We start from the raw sequence: 17,984 nt of genomic DNA, 5'->3' as shown, positions 1-17,984 counted from the left end.
CTCGTGCTTCCCCTCAAGCCAGCCGCACCCGGGGATCGACCCAGGTGTAGGCGATGTCGATCAACACATAGGTCGCGATGTAGAGCAGCGACCCGAGGAAGACCATCGTGCGCACGATGGCGAAGTCCTGCGCCCCGATGGCTTCGATCACATAGGCCCCCAGGCCCGGGATGCCGAAAAAGCTCTCGAACACCAGGCTGCCGAGGAAAACGTAAGGCAGGTAGGAGCCGGCGCTGGTGATGATGGGGATCAGCGCGTTGCGCAACACGTGGCGCAACAGCACCACGTGCTCGGCCAGGCCTTTGGCGCGGGCAGTGCGCACATAGTCCTTGCCGACCTCCTCGAGGAACATGGCCCGGTAAAGCCGCGCCTCGCCGCCCAGCCGCGACAGCAAGGACAGGAGCACTGGCAGGATCAGGAACTTCACCGCGTCCAGCCCGCCGGCGTAGCCCGAGATCGGCACCAGCCGCAGCACCTTCGAGAACAGGTACTGGCCGAAGATGATGTAGAACAGGCTGGAGATCGAGAGCATGAGCACGCACAGCACGACGCCCCAGAAGTCGATGCGGCTGCTCCTGAAAAAGACCAGCAGCAGCGCGAAGGCCGTGCTCGCCACGACCTGCAGCAGGAACAGCGGCACCGCCAGCTGCAGGCTCACGCCCATGCGGCGCACCACCTGGTGCCCGATGTCGCCGGCACTCTCGCCGTCGGCGCGACCGAAGTTCAAGCTGAACAGCGAGACCGAGCGGTCCCAGAACACCGTGTCGGTCAGTTGCTGAAGGCCCTTCTGGTCCTCGTTCCAGTAGAGCGGCTTGTCGTAGCCGCGCGCGACCTTCCACTTGTGGATCTGCTCGGCCGTGATGCGCTGGCCGCCAATGTTCATGCGGGCCATGTCATCGGGCGTGTTGACCGTGAAAAACAGCGTGAAGGTCAGCAGGTTGACGCCCAGCAGGATCAGGAAGCCGTAGACGATGCGGCGGATGATGTAGTTGAGCACCTCAGGCCTCCTTCAGCACTTCGCCCCTGGCGGTCACGCGATCGCGTTCGCGCACGCTGGCGCGCGTCCGCCAGACCAGCCATACCCCTCCCAGAGCGAGCAGCGCCACCGGCCACCAGATCGGCCTGTTCCACTCGCGCTGCCGGGCCACCCGGGTCTCGGGATCGACCCGGAAATAGCGCAGCTGGTCACGGATCATCATGCTGGGCTTGGCGTTGTGCACCCAGGACTGGTAGGCGCCCGAGGTGTAGGGGAAAAATCCGAAGGTCCAAGGCGCATCCTGCTGCAGGATGGCACTCATCTCGTCGATCACCTTCTGCTTCTCGGGGCCGTCGTCCATGAAACGCAGCTGGGCATACCGTTTGTCGTACTCCGGATCGACATAGTTCGCGGTGTTCTCGCCGTCGAACTTCGCCTTGCTGTTGGGGCCGTAGAGCAGGAACAGGAAGTTCTCGCTGTCCGGGTAGTCGGCCAGCCAGCCCCACCAGAAGATCTGCTGCACGCCCTTGCGCACCTTGTCCTGGAACTGGTTGTAGTCGGTGGCACGGATCTCCAGCTGCACACCCAGCTTGGCGAACTGCTTGACCATCCAGTCCAGCTCGGACTTGAGCTCCGGCGTCGGCACGCGCTGGTAGTCGTAGTGCAACACCAGCGGCTGGCCCGAGCTCGCGTCGCGGCCGTTGGGGTAGCCGGCCTCGGCCAGCAATCGGCGCGCCTCGTCGAGCGAGCGGCGCACCACCTGACCGTCGACGACCTGGTGTGTCACCGGGTTGACCCCGGCCAAGGTGCCGTGGCGGGAACCGTACATGCCGGCCGGCAGCGGCGACATCGCGGTCTCGCCGCCCTTTCTCGGGAACACCCGCGCGTACTCCTCCCAGTCGATCGCGATCGACAGGGCCTGGCGCAGCTTGCGGTTGCGCACCTGGCGCTCCGGTGTATCGCCCTTGCCCACCACAGGGTCGAGCCAGTTGAAGCCGACATACCAGTTCGTGAGGTCGACGTTGCGGGGCAGTTGGAAGCCCTTGGCCTTGTACTCCTCCTCCACCGCCGGGGAGTCCCGCATCTCCAGCGCGAACTCGATGCCGTACTCGGGCCGCTCGACCTCGGGCACGTCGTAGTAGCCCTGACGGAACTTGGCCTTCACCGGCACATTCTCCTTCTCCATCGTGAAGACCAGCTTGTCGATGAAGGGCATGGGTTTGCCGCAGTCGTCGAGCAAGCCTTTTTCCTTGTCGCCCGGCATGCCCTCGCAGGGGTAGGGGTCGTGCCGGTAATGGGGGTTGCGCACCAGCACGTGACGCCGGTCCTGCTCGTAGACGGACATCATGTAGGGACCGGTGCCCACCGGCCAGACATTGAGCGACAGGCCGCGCGCCGCCATGCCGGGCTGGGCGTAGAAGGCATCGGCCTCCCAGGGCACCGGCGCCATGAAGGTCATCGCCAGCCAGTACTTCCACTGCGGGTACTTGCCCTTGATGCGGAAGCGCACCGTGTAGCGGTCCACCGCCTGCACACCCTCCAGCGGGTACTTGCGGAAATCGAGGAAGGGGTTGTCGAGGCTGGACGGGTCCTGGCCGGCGCGCAGCTTCTTGTCCTCGGCGCGGATCAGCTCCCCGTATTCCTTGAGGCCCACCACGTACTCGGAAAAGACGCCGAACACCGGGGCCTTGATGCGGGGGGTGGCATGGCGCTTGAGGGCGTAGACAAAGTCCTCGGCCGTCAGCTCGCGGGTCCCCCTCTGCTCGAAGTCCCAGGGGGTGCGCTTGTCCCCGAGTTGCTCAGGCGTCACGCGGTGGTACAGGTAGCGGCCCTGTGCGTCGGTGGCGAAAGCCGGGTGCGGCGCGAAGCGGATGCCCTTGCGGATCGGCACGTCGTAGACGCTCTCGGCGATCGCGTCACCCGGCGCATCCTGCGGCAGCGGGTGGCCGTTCTTGTCGAGATAACGCGGCTGCACCACCGCCGCGGCGGCCCTGGGAATCAGCTCATACGGCCTTTTGAGATAGTGGTAGCCGTAGAGCGGTTCGTAGACCTGATAGGTGTAGGGCGTCTCGTTGTTGGAGTACGACGCGGTGGGGTCCAGGTACTTGGGGGAGCGCTCGGCGAAGGCCGAGAACAAGGTGTTCTGGGCGGCCGCGTCACCGGGATGCGGACTGTTGTTGCAGCCGGCCAATGCCAAGGCCATGCACACCGCACTTCCCCATCGCCGGACGCGAAACCGCCAGGCGGCGCTGGGGGGAAGACAAGGCGGCGGGCAACACGACATAGGGCATCCTCCTGTACAAGGGGGCCTGACGGCCCCTCAACCGGAGAATGCCATGCAACTTTCTTACCAGGCCAGCAGGACTTCCCTGCCTTGCACCACGAGTTGCACTTTGGCACCGACAGGAACTGTCACCTTGGTCGGCACATGGCCGAAGGGCAGTCCGGTCAGGATGGGCACCTGCGTGAGGCCGCGCAGGTGCTCGACCACGCTCTTGAGCGTGTAGCCCCGGTCCAGAGGCGAGGGTTTGTAGTCGGTGAAGCGGCCGAGCACGACGGCCTTCTGCGCATCGAGGACCCCGGCCTGGTGCAGTTGCAGCAGGCAACGCTCGATGCGGTAGGGGTGCTCGTTGACGTCTTCAAGGAACAGGATGCCGCCCTTGACCTTGGGGAAGTGCGGCGTGCCCAGCAGCGCATTGACCACGCTGAGATTGCCCCCCCAGAGCGTGCCCTTGAGCTCCAGGCCGTCGAAACCAGCCTCGGTGCGGAAACCCACCGCCTCCAGTTCCCCGCGCATGGCTTCGAGGAAACAGGCCTCGGTCACCTCGTCGACGCTCTCGCCACCCAGGTCGTAGGCCGCCAGCGGCCCGGCCCAGGTGCGGGCGCCCTTGTGCCGCGCCAGCAGCGCCAGCTGCAGCGCGGTGAAGTCGCTGTGGCCGACCCAGCGGGTCCCGGATTCGATGCTTTGCAGCAGCAGGTCGAAGTCGATGCGGTCGAGCAGGCGCGTCAGGCCGTAGCCGCCGCGCGCGGCCAGGGCGACCGAGACGCCGCTGCGTGCGACGCGGTGGATGGCGTCCAGGCGCGTGTTGTCGTCGCCGGCGAAACGCTGGTACTTGGCCAGCGCGCTCTCGTCGAGTGTGGCTTCGATGCCGTGGGCACGCAGGCGCTTGACCGCCAGCTTCAGGGCCGAACCCTGGGCCACCACGCCCGAGGGCGAGAAAATGGTCAAGGACAGCGGGCCGTCATGAAGGTGGCAGTGCTCGTCGCAGTCGTGTCCGTCGTGACCATGGTCAGGATCGGGATCACGCGCGGGCTGTCGCTTCGGCTGGGGAGCGGTCAAAACTTGGTCTCCGGGTCGGGCAGTTCGCTGACATCGCCGGTCGGGATGGGTTCGACCGACAGGACCGAACTGTCTTCGAGAGGCAGGGGGGCGCCGGCCGCGCGACGGCTGCGGTGCAGCGCGCGCCGTTCGGCGAAAAACTCGCGCAGCATACGCCCGCAAGGATCGGCCAGCACACCGCCCTGTACCAGGGTATGGTGGTTGAGCTGACGCTGGGCGAACAGGTCAATCACCGAGCCGGCCGCACCGGTCTTGGGGTCGAGCGCGCCGAACACGACCCGCTTGAAGCGGGCGTGCATCAGCGCCATCGCACACATCGCGCACGGCTCCAGCGTGACGTAGAGCTCGCACTCGGGCAGCCGGTAGTTGCCGAGCAACTGCGCGGCATGGCGCAGCGCGACGATTTCGGCATGCGCGGTCGGGTCGTGCTCGGTGATGGGCCGGTTGTAGCCGGTGGCAATCACCTTGCCTTCGCGCATGATGACGGCGCCCACCGGGACCTCGCCGACCAGCCAGGCGTTCTGCGCCTGGTCCAGCGCGATGCGCATCGCGTATTCGTCGGCGGCAAGCAGCTCGTTCATGGCAGGGCCAACAACCGGGAGCCGGTGGCGATCATCATTCGTCGTCGATACGGCGCGGGGCCTGCTGCATGGCCTGGTCCAGGTCCTTCTGCAGCTGGCGCATCTGCTCGCCGGGGGGCAGGCGCTGCGAACTGCTGGCGGCCGGATCGGAGGAAGTGACGGACGGCACCTTCACCGCCGCCATTTGCTTCTTGAGCAACACGCCGATGACGGCCAGCACGACCAGCAGGGCTGCCACACTGAACAAGGCTCGCATGATCTCTCCTACCACTTCCCTATCGCCTCCAACAGGCTGCGTTCGCTCGCGGACCACGTCCTTGAGCGAGGGCGGAGTTTACCGTCCCGGCCCCAAGGTCCCGAGCCCTTGCAGGCAGACCGCCCGGACTACGGTGGTTCCGTTCTCGGCCCTTATGGGGTGTCTCTGGTCCTATGCATCCTTCCAGGGGTTGATGACAGTCACGCCGGCCGCTTCATAGGGCGATGTGTCGCGTGATGCCACGATGAAGCCCCGTGATGCGGCAACGGCCGCGACGTAGCCGTCTGGCATCGGGAAGCCGCGCCCGCCGTTCTTGGCCATCACGGCCAGGTCGGCATAGTGACGCGCTGCATCCGTATCGAACGGCAGGACCCGATCCTTGAACAGCTCCAGCAGTTCGGTCAGAGCGCGGTCGAGCAGGTTCTTGCGCTTGCCCGCCGGCAGCGCCCGGATGCCAAACAGCAACTCGGCCAGTGTGACGCTCGACAGATACAAGGTTTCCGCCGCCTGCTCGTTCAGCCAGGCCCTCACGGCCGCGTCTGGCTCCGGCTTCATCGCCTCGGAAACGACATTGGTATCCAGGACGATCATTCAATCAAAGCTCAAGGGTTTGGCCGGCGTTTTGTCGCGCACACTCTCGAGGACGGCGACATCTTCATGGGTCAGACCGATCTTGCGGCCGATGGCTGCCAGGGCTTCCCCCACACGCACACGCTTCTCCGGCTTGACCACGGCTGCCAGAATCTCGCGCACCTCCGCCTCCGTGCTGCGACCGTGCTGAGCCGCCCGCACGCGCAAAGCGCGATGCACGTCATCCGGCACATTCCTTACCGTCAGGATGGCCATAATTCAACACTCCTCTTTTGCTTTCCGTGACTGCAATCATAGAATCATGCAGTCATCGGTGCAATCGTCAAACGCCGCAACTCTTCCTGGAGAAGACGCGCCCGCAGCGCAATCGCTGGAAGCGTTGAACGACCTGCGTCAGATGGCCCTCATCGAATCCACCGAGTCCTCGAACCGACCGCGATGGCCGACCTGACTCAGCGGTACGCCTTGGCGCTGGATCAGCGTCTGGCCGCCCCCCCTCGTGCTCGTGCCGCTGGCCATGTCGCTCCGGCGGACAAGGGTCGCGGCGCCAAGTGGGTCAAGATCTCTGAACCCAGGTGAACCGGACCTTGCCACATTGGGCACGGCCACCGGCCGCGCCTGCCTCACTCCCACTCGATCGTCGCCGGCGGCTTGGAGGAGACGTCGTAGGTCACCCGGTTGATGCCGCGCACCTCGTTGATGATGCGGCCCGAGACCCGCTTCAGCAGGCTGTAGGGCAGCTCGGCCCAGTCTGCGGTCATGAAGTCGCTGGTCTGCACCGCGCGCAGCGCCACCACGTAGTCGTAGGTGCGCCCGTCGCCCATCACGCCCACGCTCTTGACCGGCAGGAACACCGCGAAGGCCTGGCTGGTCAGCTCGTACCAGGTCTTGCCGCTGGGGCCGTCGGTGGTGTTGCGCAGCTCCTCGATAAAGATCGCGTCGGCGCGGCGCAGCAGCTCGGCGTACTCGCGCTTGACCTCGCCCAGGATGCGCACGCCCAGCCCGGGGCCCGGGAAGGGATGGCGGTAGACCATCTCGTGCGGCAGGCCCAGCGCCACCCCCAGCTCGCGCACCTCGTCCTTGAACAGCTCGCGCAGCGGCTCCAGCAGCTTCAGGCCCAGGGTCTCGGGCAGGCCGCCGACGTTGTGGTGGCTCTTGATGGTGGTGGCCTTCTTGTTCTTGCCGCCGGCCGACTCGATCACGTCGGGATAGATGGTGCCCTGGGCCAGCCACTGGGCCTTGGTCAGCTTCTTCGCCTCGGCCTGGAACACCTCGACGAACTCGCGGCCGATGATCTTGCGCTTGGCCTCCGGGTCGCTGACGCCCGCGAGGTGGCCCATGAACTGGGCGCTGGCGTCGACGTGGACCACCTTGACGCCCAGGTTGCGGGCGAACATGTCCATCACCATCCGGCCTTCGTTCAGGCGCAGCAGGCCGTGGTCGACGAAAACACAGGTGAGCTGGTCGCCGATGGCCCGGTGGATCAAGGCCGCCGCGACGCTGGAATCGACACCACCGGACAGGCCCAGGATGACCTCCTCGTCACCCACCTGCTCGCGGATGCGGGCCACCGCCTCGCTGATGTAGTCGCCCATGACCCAGTCCGGCCTGGCGCCGCAGATCTGCAGCACGAAGCGGTTGAGCATGTCGCGGCCCTTGAGCGTGTGCGTTACCTCGGGGTGGAACTGCACCGCGTAGTAGCGCCGCGCCTCGTCCGCCATGCCGGCGATCTCGCAGGACGGCGTGGAGCACATGCGCACGAAGCCCGGCGGAAGGCCGGTGACCTTGTCGCCGTGGCTCATCCAGACCTTCAGCATGCCGTGGCCCTCGGCGGTCGAGAAGTCCTCGATGGCCTCCAGCAGCTGGGTGTGCCCGTGCGCACGCACCTCGGCATAACCGAACTCGCGGTGGTCGCTCCATTCGACCTTGCCGCCCAGCTGCTCGGCCATGGTCTGCATGCCGTAGCAGATGCCGAACACCGGTACGCCGAGCTCGAACACCGCCTTGGGCGCGCGCAGGTCATGCGACTCGTAGGTGCTGGCGTGGCTGCCCGAGAGGATCACGCCCTTGGGGTTGAACTCGCGGACGAAATCGTCCGAGACGTCGTTGGGGTGGATCTCGCAGTAGACGTGCGCCTCGCGCACCCGGCGGGCGATGAGCTGCGTGACCTGGGAGCCGAAATCGAGGATGAGGATCTTGTCGTGCACGGTCGGGGCCTGTGTCAAAAAACGGAAAAGGCAGCACCGCGTGCTGCCTGGGGCTCTGTTGACTACCGGTCACTCGACCCGGTAGTTCGGCGCTTCCTTGGTGATCTGCACGTCGTGGACGTGGCTCTCGCGGATGCCGGCCGAGGTGATCTCGACGAACTCGGCGCGGTTGCGCATCTCTTCGATGCTGGCGCAGCCGCAGTAGCCCATCGAGGCGCGCAGGCCGCCGGCCATCTGGTACAGGATGGCGACCACCGAGCCCTTGTAGGGCACGCGGCCCTCGATGCCCTCGGGCACGAACTTGTCGGCGTTGGGGTTGACGGTCTCGTCGTTTTCCTGGAAGTAGCGGTCGGCCGAGCCGGCCTTCATCGCGCCGATCGAACCCATGCCGCGGTAGCTCTTGTAGCTGCGGCCCTGGTAGAGGATGACCTCGCCGGGCGCTTCCTCGGTGCCCGCGAACATGCCGCCCATCATCACCGTGCTGGCGCCGGCCGCGATGGCCTTGGCGATGTCGCCCGAATAGCGGATGCCGCCGTCGCCGATCAGCGGCACGCCCGAGCCCTGCAGCGCGGTCGCGACATTGTCGATCGCGGTGACCTGCGGCACGCCGACGCCCGCCACGATCCGGGTGGTGCAGATCGAGCCCGGGCCGATACCGACCTTGACCGCGTCTGCGCCGGCCTCGACCAGCGCAAGTGCCGCGGCACCGGTGGCGATGTTGCCGCCGATCACGTCGACGCCGGGGAAGTTCTGCTTGACCCAGCGGACGCGATCCAGCACGCCCTTGCTGTGGCCGTGCGCGGTGTCGACCACGAGGGCGTCGACGCCGGCCTTGACCAGCAGCTCGACCCGCTCCTCGGTGCCCTCGCCCACTCCGACCGCGGCGCCGACGCGCAGCTTGCCGTGCGAGTCGCGCGCGGCGTTGGGGAAGGTGGTCTGCTTGGTGATGTCCTTGACCGTCATCAGCCCGCGCAGCTCGAAGGCCTCATTGACGACCAGCACGCGCTCCAGCTTGTGCTTGTGCATCAGCGCCTTGCCCTCGGCCAGCGAGGCGCTTTCGTTGACGGTCACCAGGCGCTCGCGCGGCGTCATGATCTCGCGCACCGGCGCGTCCAGGCGGGTTTCGAAGCGCAGGTCGCGGTTGGTGACGATGCCGACCACCGTCTTGCCCTGCAGCACCGGGAAGCCCGACACGCCGTGCTGGCGCGACAGCTCCACCACCTGACGCACGCTCACGTCCGGCGTGATCGTGATCGGGTCGCGCAGCACGCCAGATTCGTAGCGCTTGACCTTGGCCACCTCGGCCGCCTGCTGTTTCGGCGTCAGGTTCTTGTGGACGATGCCGATGCCGCCTTCCTGGGCGATCGCGATCGCGAGGCGCGCTTCCGTCACCGTGTCCATCGCCGCGGAGACGACGGGCAGGTTCAAGGTGATATTGCGGGAAAGGCGGGTCTTGAGGGACGTGTCGCGGGGCAACACTTGGGAGAAAGCCGGCACCAACAGAACGTCGTCGAAGGTGAGCGCTTTACCGAGCAGGCGCATGAGAAAGCTCCAGACGCAAAAGCGAATTATACGGATCCGGCGAGCGAGGCGCGAGCCGCCGGCCGGCGGCTGCGTCAACACGGCGCGCGCCGGAGCGTGCGATAGGTCACGGAGCATCCCCGCGGCGCTCGTGCGGCACTTGGTGCGCCGGGGGGCCCCCGCTACACTGCGCCGCATGAAATTCGTCTCGCAAGGTGTACTGATCGTCGCCCTCGGCCTGGGGCTCGGCCTGGGCGCGAGCCTTCCTGCCGCCGCCCAGTGGAAGTGGCGCGATAACGGCGGCAAGGTGCAGTACAGCGACCGCCCGCCCCCGGCGAGCGTGCCGGAGCGGGACATCCTGCAACGGCCGGCCGGCCAGCGCAGCAGCGCCGCCGCCGCGCCGGTCGCCGCCTCGGCCCCCGAGAGCGCTGCCCAGCCGCCCGCGCCCAAGGCCCCGGCAGGCGTCGACAAGGAACTCGAAGAGCGTCGCAAGAAGGACGCCCAGGAAAAGGAAGCCCAGCAGAAGGCCGAGGAAGAACGCATCGCCAAGGCCCGCATCGAGAACTGCGCGCGGGCCCGCAGCTACCAGCAGACGCTGGACAGCGGCATCCGCATTGCGCGCACCAACGACAAGGGCGAGCGCGAGATCCTCGACGACGCGGCGCGTGCCAAGGAAGCCGAGCGCAATCGCCAGGTCATCGCGAGCGACTGCAAGTAAAACTCGCTCCCGGCCGCCCGCCGCGCCGGACGCCCCGTCCTCTCAGCGCTGCTTCTGCCCGCGCAGGCGCAGGCGCCGTGCTTCCTTCGGATCGACCTTCAAACCCCGGTAGACTTCCACCCGATCGCGGTCGCGCACCGGATCGCTCAAGCTCTTGAGCCGTCCCCAGATGCCGATGCGCTGGCTGCCGAGGTCGATCTCGGGGTGCCGCTCCAGCAGTCCGCTGGCCCTCAGCGCGTGCAGCACCGTCGCGCCCGGCGCCAGCTCGACGGTGAGCCGTTCCACCGTCCCGGGGGCCGCGCCGTAGACAACCTCGACGCGGCAACGGCCGGCCGGCTCAACGGGGGCCATACACCTGCTCGGCGCGCCGCACGAAGGAATCGACCAGGGTGTTGGCGATGCGGTCGAACACCGGGCTGACCAGGGCCGACAAGGCGCCGCTGGAGAAGGCATAACGCAGGTCGAGCTCGACCTTGCAGGCCGGTGGGCCCGAGCTGCCGGCGCTCAGGGTGTTGAAGCGCCAGTTGCCCTCCAGCAGCGAGAAGGGGCCGTCCACCAGCTTCACCACCACCGTCTCGCCCGGTACGTGGGTGTTTTCGGTGGTGAAGGCATGGCGCAGGCCGGCGTAGGCGAGTGTCAGTCGGGCCGTCATGCCATCCGGCTTTTCGGAGAGGATTTCGGCTTTTTCGCACCAGGGCAGAAACTGGGGATAGTCGGTCACCCGGGTCACGAGTTCGTAGATCTCCTGCGCGGAATACCAGAGCAGGACGGACTTCTTGACGTGCTTCATAGAATGCACACATTGTAGTTAGCCTCTTGAGACAGAATCCCCCACCCATGGCCATCGCTGAAAACAGAAAAGCCCGCTTCGACTACCAGATTGAGGAACGCCACGAAACCGGCGTTGTCCTCGAAGGCTGGGAGGTCAAGGCGATCCGTTCCGGCCAGGTGCAGCTGACCGACGGGTATGTGGTGATCCGTGACGGCGAGCTCTACCTGATCGGCTGCCGCATCAACGCGCTGCGCTCGGCCTCGACCCATGTACGGCCGGAGGCCGACCGGACCAAGAAGCTGCTGATGCACAAGGATGAGATCCGGCGCCTGATCGGCAAGGTCGAGCAGAAGGGCTACACACTGGTGCCGCTGGACCTGCACTACAAGGCCGGGCGCGTGAAGGCCGAGATCGCGCTGGCCAAGGGCAAGGCGCAGCACGACAAGCGCGAGACCGAGAAGAAGCGCGACTGGGAACGCGAGAAGGGCCGGCTGATGCGGCACAAGGTGTCGTCCAATCCCAAGGACTGAGGCGGCCGCGACGCGCGGCCGCCCTGCCCGCCCGGCTCAGCCTTGCAGCCGCGCGAGCGCCTGGCCGAGGTCGGCAATCAGGTCCTCAGGCCGCTCCAGCCCGATCGAGAAACGCACCAGGCCGCCCGCATGCGGCCAGCCGGTCTTGCGCATGCTCGGCACCTCGTAGGGCACCGCCAGGCTGACCGCCCCGCCCCAGGAATAGCCGATCTTGAACAGCCGCAGCGCATCGACGAAGGCGTCGACCTGCTCCGGCGCGTAGCGGGCGTCGAAGACCACCGAGAACAGGCCCGCCGCCGCGGCGCAGTGGCGCGCCCAGTGCTCGTGCCCGGGCGACCCGGCGAAGGCCGGGTGCAGCAGCTGCACGACCTCGGGACGCTGCTGCAGGAACGCCGCCACCTCGCGCGCCGCCCGGTCCTGGGCGGCATACCGCAGCGCCACGCTCGGCAGGCTGCGCAGCACGGCCTCGACGTCGTTGGCGCCGACACCCAGGCCCAGGCGCATGTGGGTGAACTTGAGCTTCAGGTGCAGGTCTTCGTCGCGCGTCGTGACCGAGCCCATCAGCAGGTCGGCGCCGCCCGAGGGGTATTTGGTCAGCGCCTGCACCGAGAGGTCGACGCCCAGCGGCTCGTCCCGCGTGCCGAGCACGAAGGGATTGAAGGCCAGCCCCGCGCCCCAGGTGTTGTCCAGCCCGGTGAGCACACCGCGCGCGCGGCCCGCGCGCACCAGGCCCTGCAGGTCGGGAAACTCCATCGTCACCGAACCGGGCGCCTCCAGCCACAGCAGCCGGGTGCGTTCGCTGATCAACCCTGCCAGCGCCTCGGCCGGCTGCATCGGATCGTAGAAGCGGTGCGCGATGCCCCAGCCGGCCAGTTCGTGGCGCGCCAGCTCCTTCGCCGGGCCATAGGCGTTGTCCGGAATCAGCACCTCGTCGCCCTGCTTGAGCAGGGCCGCGAAAGTCAGCAGGATGGCTGCCAGCCCGCTCGGCGCAAGCAGGGTCTGCCGGCCGCCCTCGAGCGTCGCGATGCGCTCCTCCAGCGTGAAGGTGGTCGGCGTGCCGTGCAGGCCGTAGGTGTAGCCGGTCTTGTCCTTCCAGTTGCGCGCGCGCAGCGCCGCGACGTTCGGGAACACCACCGTCGAGGCCTTGTGCACCGCCGGCACCAGGGCCTGGAAACCCGCTGGCGGCACATAGGGGTGGTGAATCAGCTCGGTGCTGGTGGTGCAGGGAGCTGCGGCTTCGGCACCCGGCCGGGACACGGCCGGGGTGTCGGAAGCGGCGGCGGGCGGCGACAGCGGGCGGGACTTGCTCATCCTCAGACCGGCATCGCGATCAGGTCGTGACCCTCGGCAGCGACGATGTGGGCACGCGTGAATTCACCGACCTTGAGGGTCTTGGAGGCCTTCTCGGGCGGCAGCAGCCGCACCGTGCCGTCGATCTCCGGCGCATCGGCGTAGCTGCGCCCCACCCCGCCTTTGCGGCCCAGGGCCGGCGCACTGTCGACCAGCACCTGCATGGTGGCACCGACGCGACGCTGCAGCTTGGCCGCCGACACCTGCTCGGCCACGGCCATGAAGCGGGCGCGGCGCTCGTCGCGCACTTCGTCGGGCAAGGCGCCCGCCAGTTCGTTGGCGCTCGCGCCCTCGACCGGCGAGTAGGCGAAACAGCCGGCGCGGTCGATCTGGGCTTCGCGCATGAAGTCCAGCAGATACTGGAACTCGGCCTCGGTCTCGCCCGGGAAACCGGCGATGAAGGTGCTGCGGATCACGATCTCGGGGCAGATTTCGCGCCAGCGCAGGATACGCTCCAGGTTCTTCTCGCCGTTGGCGGGGCGTTTCATGCGCTTGAGCACGTCGGGATGGGCATGCTGGAACGGCACGTCCAGGTAGGGCAGGATCTTGCCCTCCGCCATCAGCGGCAGGATCTCATCGACGTGCGGATAAGGGTAGACGTAGTGCAGCCGCACCCAGGCGCCGTGGCGCTCGGCCAGCTCGGCCAGCGCCTGCACCATGTCCAGCAGCTTGGTCTTGACGGGCTTGCCGTCCCAGAAACCGGTGCGGTATTTCACGTCGACGCCGTAGGCGCTGGTGTCTTGGCTGATCACCAGCAGCTCCTTGACGCCCGACTCGAACAGACGCTGCGCCTCGCCCAGCACGTCGCCGATCGGGCGCGACACCAGGTCGCCGCGCATGCTGGGGATGATGCAGAAGGAGCAGCGGTGGTTGCAGCCCTCGCTGATCTTCAGGTAGGCGTAGTGCTTGGGCGTGAGCTTGACGCCGGCCGGCGGCACCAGGTCGACGAAGGGATCGTGGGGCTTGGGCACGTGCAGGTGCACCGCGTCCATCACCTCGTCGGTGGCGTGCGGGCCGGTCACGGCCAGCACCTTGGGATGCACCTGGCGCACCAGGTTGCCACCGCCCTCGCCCGCCTTGGCACCCAGGCAGCCCGTGACGATGACCTTGCCGTTGTCGGCCAGGGCCTCGCCGATGGTGTCGAGGCTTTCCTTGACGGCGTCGTCGATGAAACCGCAGGTGTTGACGATCACCAGATCGGCACCCTGGAAGGTCTTGGAGGTCTCGTACCCCTCAGCGCGGAGCTGGGTCAGGATCAGTTCGGAATCCGTCAGGGCCTTCGGGCAACCCAGGCTCACGAAACCGATCTTGGGGGCCGCTGCCGTGGTGGGAGTCGGGGCGGCGGTGGCGATATCTTGTGTCATGGCCGGGATTTTCGCCGATCCGGGCCGCGGCGCGCCGGCGCAGGGAAAAACGTGCTCAGCGCTTCTGTGGAGGAAAACCGGGGAAACCCGGCATCAGCGACTCGGCCTGCTTCTGCATTTGCTCCTGCATCTGCACGAACATGTTCTTCGACTGCTCCAGGTAGTTGCTCATCATGCCCTGCATCATGGGCGCCTGGACGTTGAGAAACTGGGTCCACATCTCGGGGTTGAAGCCCTTGGTGTCGTACAGGCCCGCGGACTGTTCCGCGAAGCGGTTCTGCATGTCGATGAAGGCCTGGATGTTTTTCTCCAGGTAGGCGCCCATCAGCCCCTGCATCGTGTGCCCGTAGAAGCGGATGATGTGCGCCAGCATGCCGGTCGAGAACATCGGCATGCCGCCGGTCTCTTCCTCGAGGATGATCTGCAGCAGGATGCTGCGCGTCAGGTCCTCGTTGCTCTTGGCGTCGCGAACGACAAAATCCTCGCCGGCAAGCACCATCTGCTTGACGTCGGCCAGCGTGATGTAGCTGCTGGTCTCGGTGTCGTACAGGCGCCGGTTGGGGTATTTCTTCAAGGTTCTAACCCCGGACTCGGGCTTATCCTGCCCCGCGTCCGCACTGCGTTTGGCTTGAGCCATGCGTGAATCTCCAACGACGTGCAGCATGATGGTGCACAGCACAACGATTCTAGGGTGGCGTCGGGCGTCGCTTGGAGGAGGGTTTCCCCAGGGGAAAACCGCTGCCGCGCGCGCAGCACAGCGCCCGGCAGCGGAACAGGCGGCGGGTGGTGCGGGCAGACCGCGGCCTGCCCGGCACGGGCGACGCTCAGGCGCCGAACACGAAGTCGGAGGCGTCCAAGGTCTTGGCGGCGTCGACCGAGACGCTACCCAGCAGCAGGCTGTCGCCGCCGCCCTGGGTGGTCGGGTTGTACCAGATCTGCCCGTCGAGCGTGTTCACATAGATGCCGCTGTATTGGCCATCCATGCTGCCGGTTTTGCCTGCCCCCTTGAAGAACCAGCCCTCGGCCAGCGTCTGGCCCGCGCCGACGTCCTTCAGGAAGGCGAGGCCCAGCACGCCGGCGTCGAGCGCGCCGTTGAGGCCCCAGTCCAGCTGGTTGCCGAGCACGATGCCGTCGTCGGCATGGCTGAAGTCGGTGACGTGGTCGGCGTGCTGCACACCGGTGGCATTGAAGACGAAGCGGTCCTGGCCGGTGCCGCCGGTCAGCACATCGCGGCCCACCAGGCCGATCAGGGTGTCGTTGCCGGCGCCGCCGTCCAGGCGGTCGTTGCCGAGCTCGCCGTTGAGCGTGTCGTTGCCACCCAGGCCGGAGAGCTGGTTGTCGCCGTAGCTGCCGTTGATGACATTGTCGGACGCGTTACCGCGCCCCGTGGTATCGCCGCTGAAAGCCTCCAGCGTCAGGTTCTCGACATAGCTGGCCAGCGTGTAGCTCACGGTGCTGTGGACCGTGTCGGTGCCGCCGAAAAACACGCTTTCGATGACGGTGTCGCCGGCGTCGTTCACCAGGTAGATGTCGTTGCCGCGTCCGCCGACCATCGCGTCGGCGCCCGAGCCGCCGTCCAGCCGGTCGTCGCCGTGGCCGCCGTGCAGGGTGTCCTCGCCGAAGTCGCCATACAGCTTGTCGCTGCCGCTGCCGCCCAGCAGCACGTCGTCGCCCTCGCCGCCGTCGAGGTAGTCATCGCCGTTGCCGCCGTGGAGCGTGTCCTCGCCGAGCCGCCCGCGCAGGGTGTCGTTGCCGTCCAGCCCGGACAGCAGGTTGTCGCGGTCGTTGCCGTAGATGACGTTGTCGAGCCGATTGCCGTAGCCCATTTGCGCCGCCGGCACCCGCTCGCTGCCGCCGTCGGGCAAGCGCACCAGTTCGGTGGGGATGTTGCTCAGCGAGAGGTTCTCGACCTGGCTGCCTAGGGTGTAGCTGCGCAACTGGGACACCACCGTGTCGACGCCCTGCCCGGCCGATTCGATCACCCGGTCTCCGCCCGAGTTCACGTTGTAGGTGTCATTGCCGGCACCGCCGCTCATGTGGTCCTCACCTTTGGACCAGTTGGCGTTGAGCGTGGAGCTGGAGTCGCTGCCGAGGTCGTTCAGCGTCTCGCTCGCATCCGTGCCATTGATGATAGACATGTATTCCTCCGAGAGTGGATAGAAGGACGGTTGCCCGTCCGCGGTGAGGCGGCACCTCCGCTTGCCGCCGTTCCCCCAACAGGGGACCTTCCTGTCGCCCTGCCCGGGCCGGGGCAACGCCCCCCGACCGATGCAGCAGACGGATGAAGGAAAGGTTCTTCAGGAACAAGATCGCGCCGGTGCCGGCCGGCACCGGGACCGCCGCGAGCCCTCACGGCTCGCGCAGCGCGCGGCGGCCGAACACGCCGAGCGGCTCCAGCAGGTACTGCAGCAGGCTGCGCGGCGGTGTGGTGATGAACACCTCCGCCGGCATGCCGGCCTGCAGGCGCAGGCCGCGGTGGCGCGCCAACTCCTCGGCCGTCACCTCGACCTGGGCGCTGTACCAGGACCGCTGCGTCTCGCTGTCCTGCTGTGCATCAGGCGCCACCGACAGCACCCGGGCCGCCAGCAGCGGCGTGTCGCGAGCGTCGAAGGCCGACAGGCGTACCTCGGCCTCGTCACCGGCACGGACCTGGTCGATGTCGTGCGGCTCGACGCGCAACTCGATGACCAGGTTCTCGCGGGCCGGGACGATCTCCAGCAGCGGTTCGCGCGGGCCCACCGCCGTGCCGGGCGCACTGACGCGCAAGGCCATCACGCTGCCGTCCACCGGGGCGCGCACGGTCTGGCGCTCCATCTGGTCCTGGGTGGGGCGCAGCCGATCATCGAGCTCGCGCTGGCGCGCCACGGCGTCCTTGAGTTCGTCGGCGGCGCGCTGCTGGTAGGCACCCCGCAGCTCGGCGCCGCTCTGGGCCAGGCGGCTGAGGTTCATGCGCGCCTCGGCCAGATCGCTGCGGGCGGCCTCGGCGCGGCCCTCGAGGTCGGCGACGTAACGCTGCATCGACATCAGACGGGTTTTCTGGATGAAGCCGCTCTCGACCAGCGGGATGTTGATCTCGAGCTCCTCGCGCGCCAGCTGGGCACCCTTGCTCGCGGACTGCAGCTGAGCCTCCAGTGCCGTGATGCGGGAGCGGGCGCTGCTCTCCTGCGCCTGCAGCGCGGCGAGCTGTTGCTGCAAGGCCTCGCGGCGCGTCTCGAAGAGCTGCCGCTCGCGGTTCAGCACCTCGTCGGCGGCGCCAGCTGGCCAATCGACGCGGGGGGCGAAGGCGAGCTCGGCGCGGGCCCGCTCGGCGCGCACGCGCTCGGCGTCGCGCTGCTTGCTCAGCATGTCGAAGGCCGCGTCGCTGCGCACGTCGCCCACGACGATCAGCGGCTGGCCCTTGGTGACCGCCTGGCCCGGGCGCACCAGCAGCTCACGCACGATGCCGCCCTCCTGGTGCTGCACGACCTTGCGGCCCAGCTCGGTCTGCACCTGCCCGCCCGCCACCACGGCGCCGCTCAGCGGCGCCCAGGCGCACCACGCGCCCACCAGCAAGGCCACCACCGCCAGCGGCATCAGCACACGCCGCCTCAGCAGGCGCAGGGCCCGACCGTGCTCGGCATTGGGCTCGGCCTCGGCCAGCAGCACGGCGATGGTGACCGGCCCGGTGGAACGGCGGCGCGAAGGCGCCAAGCTCAGATCGGTTCCGAAGGACGACGGGAAGGCCGAGTTCGCGGCGCTGCTCATTGGGAAACCTCCGTGCTGCGCACTGCGGTGCGAG

General features: G+C 67.5%; 18 protein-coding genes. 2 read left to right on the top strand and 16 right to left on the bottom strand.

Features of this window, described 5'->3' with window-relative positions:
* Window positions 1-13: 13 nt before the first annotated feature.
* From OOT46_RS25790 to guaB, 9 genes are all read right to left on the bottom strand, one after another.
* Window positions 14-997, bottom strand: coding sequence for an ABC transporter permease (locus tag OOT46_RS25790; protein WP_265406494.1), 984 nt, complete (start codon window positions 995-997; stop codon window positions 14-16).
* Window position 998: 1 nt separating this feature from the next.
* A complete protein-coding gene (locus OOT46_RS25785; protein WP_265406493.1) occupies window positions 999-3,179 on the bottom strand; it encodes an ABC transporter substrate-binding protein in 2,181 nt (726 codons plus the stop codon).
* A gap of 144 nt (window positions 3,180-3,323) precedes the next feature.
* Window positions 3,324-4,211: an LD-carboxypeptidase gene (locus OOT46_RS25780; protein WP_265406528.1), complete on the bottom strand. Its 888-nt coding sequence runs from the start codon at window positions 4,209-4,211 to the stop codon at window positions 3,324-3,326.
* Between the two features lie 101 nt (window positions 4,212-4,312).
* Window positions 4,313-4,897 carry a tRNA adenosine(34) deaminase TadA gene (tadA, locus tag OOT46_RS25775; RefSeq protein ID WP_265406492.1) on the bottom strand — a complete coding sequence of 195 codons (585 nt, stop codon included), beginning with the start codon at window positions 4,895-4,897 and terminating at the stop codon, window positions 4,313-4,315.
* A 34-nt stretch (window positions 4,898-4,931) separates the two neighbouring features.
* The gene (locus OOT46_RS25770) at window positions 4,932-5,153 is read right to left on the bottom strand and encodes a hypothetical protein (protein ID WP_265406491.1); all 222 of its coding nucleotides are present in this window, start codon (window positions 5,151-5,153) and stop codon (window positions 4,932-4,934) included.
* A 171-nt stretch (window positions 5,154-5,324) separates the two neighbouring features.
* Window positions 5,325-5,744 (bottom strand): type II toxin-antitoxin system VapC family toxin, encoded by a 420-nt coding sequence (locus OOT46_RS25765; protein WP_265406490.1) that lies wholly within the window; start codon window positions 5,742-5,744, stop codon window positions 5,325-5,327.
* A complete protein-coding gene (locus OOT46_RS25760) occupies window positions 5,745-5,999 on the bottom strand; it encodes a FitA-like ribbon-helix-helix domain-containing protein (protein WP_265406489.1) in 255 nt (84 codons plus the stop codon).
* A gap of 368 nt (window positions 6,000-6,367) precedes the next feature.
* Window positions 6,368-7,951 (bottom strand): glutamine-hydrolyzing GMP synthase, encoded by a 1,584-nt coding sequence (gene guaA, locus OOT46_RS25755; protein ID WP_265406488.1) that lies wholly within the window; start codon window positions 7,949-7,951, stop codon window positions 6,368-6,370.
* A gap of 69 nt (window positions 7,952-8,020) precedes the next feature.
* Window positions 8,021-9,493 (bottom strand): IMP dehydrogenase, encoded by a 1,473-nt coding sequence (gene guaB / locus OOT46_RS25750; protein WP_265406487.1) that lies wholly within the window; start codon window positions 9,491-9,493, stop codon window positions 8,021-8,023.
* 175 nt (window positions 9,494-9,668) lie between these two features.
* On the opposite strand from guaB, the gene OOT46_RS25745 reads away from it, so the two are divergent.
* Entirely contained in the window at window positions 9,669-10,190 is a 522-nt protein-coding gene (locus OOT46_RS25745; RefSeq protein ID WP_265406486.1) for a DUF4124 domain-containing protein, read from the top strand.
* A 42-nt stretch (window positions 10,191-10,232) separates the two neighbouring features.
* Here OOT46_RS25745 and OOT46_RS25740 read toward each other — a convergent pair whose 3' ends face one another.
* A complete protein-coding gene (locus tag OOT46_RS25740) occupies window positions 10,233-10,541 on the bottom strand; it encodes an RnfH family protein (protein WP_265406485.1) in 309 nt (102 codons plus the stop codon).
* On the bottom strand, window positions 10,528-10,980 hold the full coding sequence (locus OOT46_RS25735) for a type II toxin-antitoxin system RatA family toxin (RefSeq protein WP_265406484.1): 453 nt from the start codon (window positions 10,978-10,980) through the stop codon (window positions 10,528-10,530). Before OOT46_RS25735 ends, OOT46_RS25740 begins: the two co-directional genes overlap by 14 nt.
* A 47-nt stretch (window positions 10,981-11,027) precedes the next feature.
* Here OOT46_RS25735 and smpB point away from each other — a divergent pair, with 47 nt between their 5' ends.
* Entirely contained in the window at window positions 11,028-11,492 is a 465-nt protein-coding gene (gene smpB / locus OOT46_RS25730) for an SsrA-binding protein SmpB (RefSeq protein ID WP_265406483.1), read from the top strand.
* Between the two features lie 36 nt (window positions 11,493-11,528).
* On the opposite strand, the gene OOT46_RS25725 is transcribed toward smpB, so the two are convergent.
* The 5 genes from OOT46_RS25725 to OOT46_RS25705 form a co-directional block, all read right to left on the bottom strand.
* Entirely contained in the window at window positions 11,529-12,803 is a 1,275-nt protein-coding gene (locus OOT46_RS25725) for a cystathionine beta-lyase (protein ID WP_265406482.1), read from the bottom strand.
* A gap of 2 nt (window positions 12,804-12,805) precedes the next feature.
* The gene (gene rimO, locus OOT46_RS25720; RefSeq protein WP_265406481.1) at window positions 12,806-14,206 is read right to left on the bottom strand and encodes a 30S ribosomal protein S12 methylthiotransferase RimO; all 1,401 of its coding nucleotides are present in this window, start codon (window positions 14,204-14,206) and stop codon (window positions 12,806-12,808) included.
* Window positions 14,207-14,261: 55 nt separating this feature from the next.
* The gene (phaR, locus tag OOT46_RS25715) at window positions 14,262-14,843 is read right to left on the bottom strand and encodes a polyhydroxyalkanoate synthesis repressor PhaR (RefSeq protein WP_265406480.1); all 582 of its coding nucleotides are present in this window, start codon (window positions 14,841-14,843) and stop codon (window positions 14,262-14,264) included.
* Window positions 14,844-15,030: 187 nt separating this feature from the next.
* Complete coding sequence (locus OOT46_RS25710) at window positions 15,031-16,344, bottom strand: calcium-binding protein (RefSeq protein WP_265406479.1); 1,314 nt, start codon at window positions 16,342-16,344, stop codon at window positions 15,031-15,033.
* Between the two features lie 211 nt (window positions 16,345-16,555).
* A complete protein-coding gene (locus OOT46_RS25705; RefSeq protein ID WP_265406478.1) occupies window positions 16,556-17,950 on the bottom strand; it encodes an HlyD family type I secretion periplasmic adaptor subunit in 1,395 nt (464 codons plus the stop codon).
* Window positions 17,951-17,984: the final 34 nt, after the last annotated feature.

The sequence above is a fragment of the Aquabacterium sp. A7-Y genome, assembly GCF_026153205.1.
Classification (GTDB): domain Bacteria; phylum Pseudomonadota; class Gammaproteobacteria; order Burkholderiales; family Burkholderiaceae_C; genus Caldimonas.
Note: the sequence above shows the minus strand (reverse complement) of the source record. Positions and strands in the feature narration are given on the sequence as shown.

What these genes read in the sequence shown, in the direction of transcription:
- OOT46_RS25745 (WP_265406486.1), top strand. Translation starts at nt 9,669, where the DNA reads ATGAAATTCGTCTCGCAAGGTGTACTGATCGTCGCCCTCGGCCTGGGG.
- OOT46_RS25785 (WP_265406493.1), bottom strand. Translation starts at nt 3,179, where the DNA reads ATGGCCTTGGCATTGGCCGGCTGCAACAACAGTCCGCATCCCGGTGAC.
- OOT46_RS25725 (WP_265406482.1), bottom strand. Translation starts at nt 12,803, where the DNA reads ATGAGCAAGTCCCGCCCGCTGTCGCCGCCCGCCGCCGCTTCCGACACC.
- OOT46_RS25765 (WP_265406490.1), bottom strand. Translation starts at nt 5,744, where the DNA reads ATGATCGTCCTGGATACCAATGTCGTTTCCGAGGCGATGAAGCCGGAG.
- phaR (WP_265406480.1), bottom strand. Translation starts at nt 14,843, where the DNA reads ATGGCTCAAGCCAAACGCAGTGCGGACGCGGGGCAGGATAAGCCCGAG.
- OOT46_RS25770 (WP_265406491.1), bottom strand. Translation starts at nt 5,153, where the DNA reads ATGCGAGCCTTGTTCAGTGTGGCAGCCCTGCTGGTCGTGCTGGCCGTC.
- tadA (WP_265406492.1), bottom strand. Translation starts at nt 4,897, where the DNA reads ATGAACGAGCTGCTTGCCGCCGACGAATACGCGATGCGCATCGCGCTG.
- OOT46_RS25705 (WP_265406478.1), bottom strand. Translation starts at nt 17,950, where the DNA reads ATGAGCAGCGCCGCGAACTCGGCCTTCCCGTCGTCCTTCGGAACCGAT.
- rimO (WP_265406481.1), bottom strand. Translation starts at nt 14,206, where the DNA reads ATGACACAAGATATCGCCACCGCCGCCCCGACTCCCACCACGGCAGCG.
- OOT46_RS25760 (WP_265406489.1), bottom strand. Translation starts at nt 5,999, where the DNA reads ATGGCCATCCTGACGGTAAGGAATGTGCCGGATGACGTGCATCGCGCT.
- smpB (WP_265406483.1), top strand. Translation starts at nt 11,028, where the DNA reads ATGGCCATCGCTGAAAACAGAAAAGCCCGCTTCGACTACCAGATTGAG.
- OOT46_RS25735 (WP_265406484.1), bottom strand. Translation starts at nt 10,980, where the DNA reads ATGAAGCACGTCAAGAAGTCCGTCCTGCTCTGGTATTCCGCGCAGGAG.
- guaB (WP_265406487.1), bottom strand. Translation starts at nt 9,493, where the DNA reads ATGCGCCTGCTCGGTAAAGCGCTCACCTTCGACGACGTTCTGTTGGTG.
- OOT46_RS25710 (WP_265406479.1), bottom strand. Translation starts at nt 16,344, where the DNA reads ATGTCTATCATCAATGGCACGGATGCGAGCGAGACGCTGAACGACCTC.
- OOT46_RS25740 (WP_265406485.1), bottom strand. Translation starts at nt 10,541, where the DNA reads ATGGCCCCCGTTGAGCCGGCCGGCCGTTGCCGCGTCGAGGTTGTCTAC.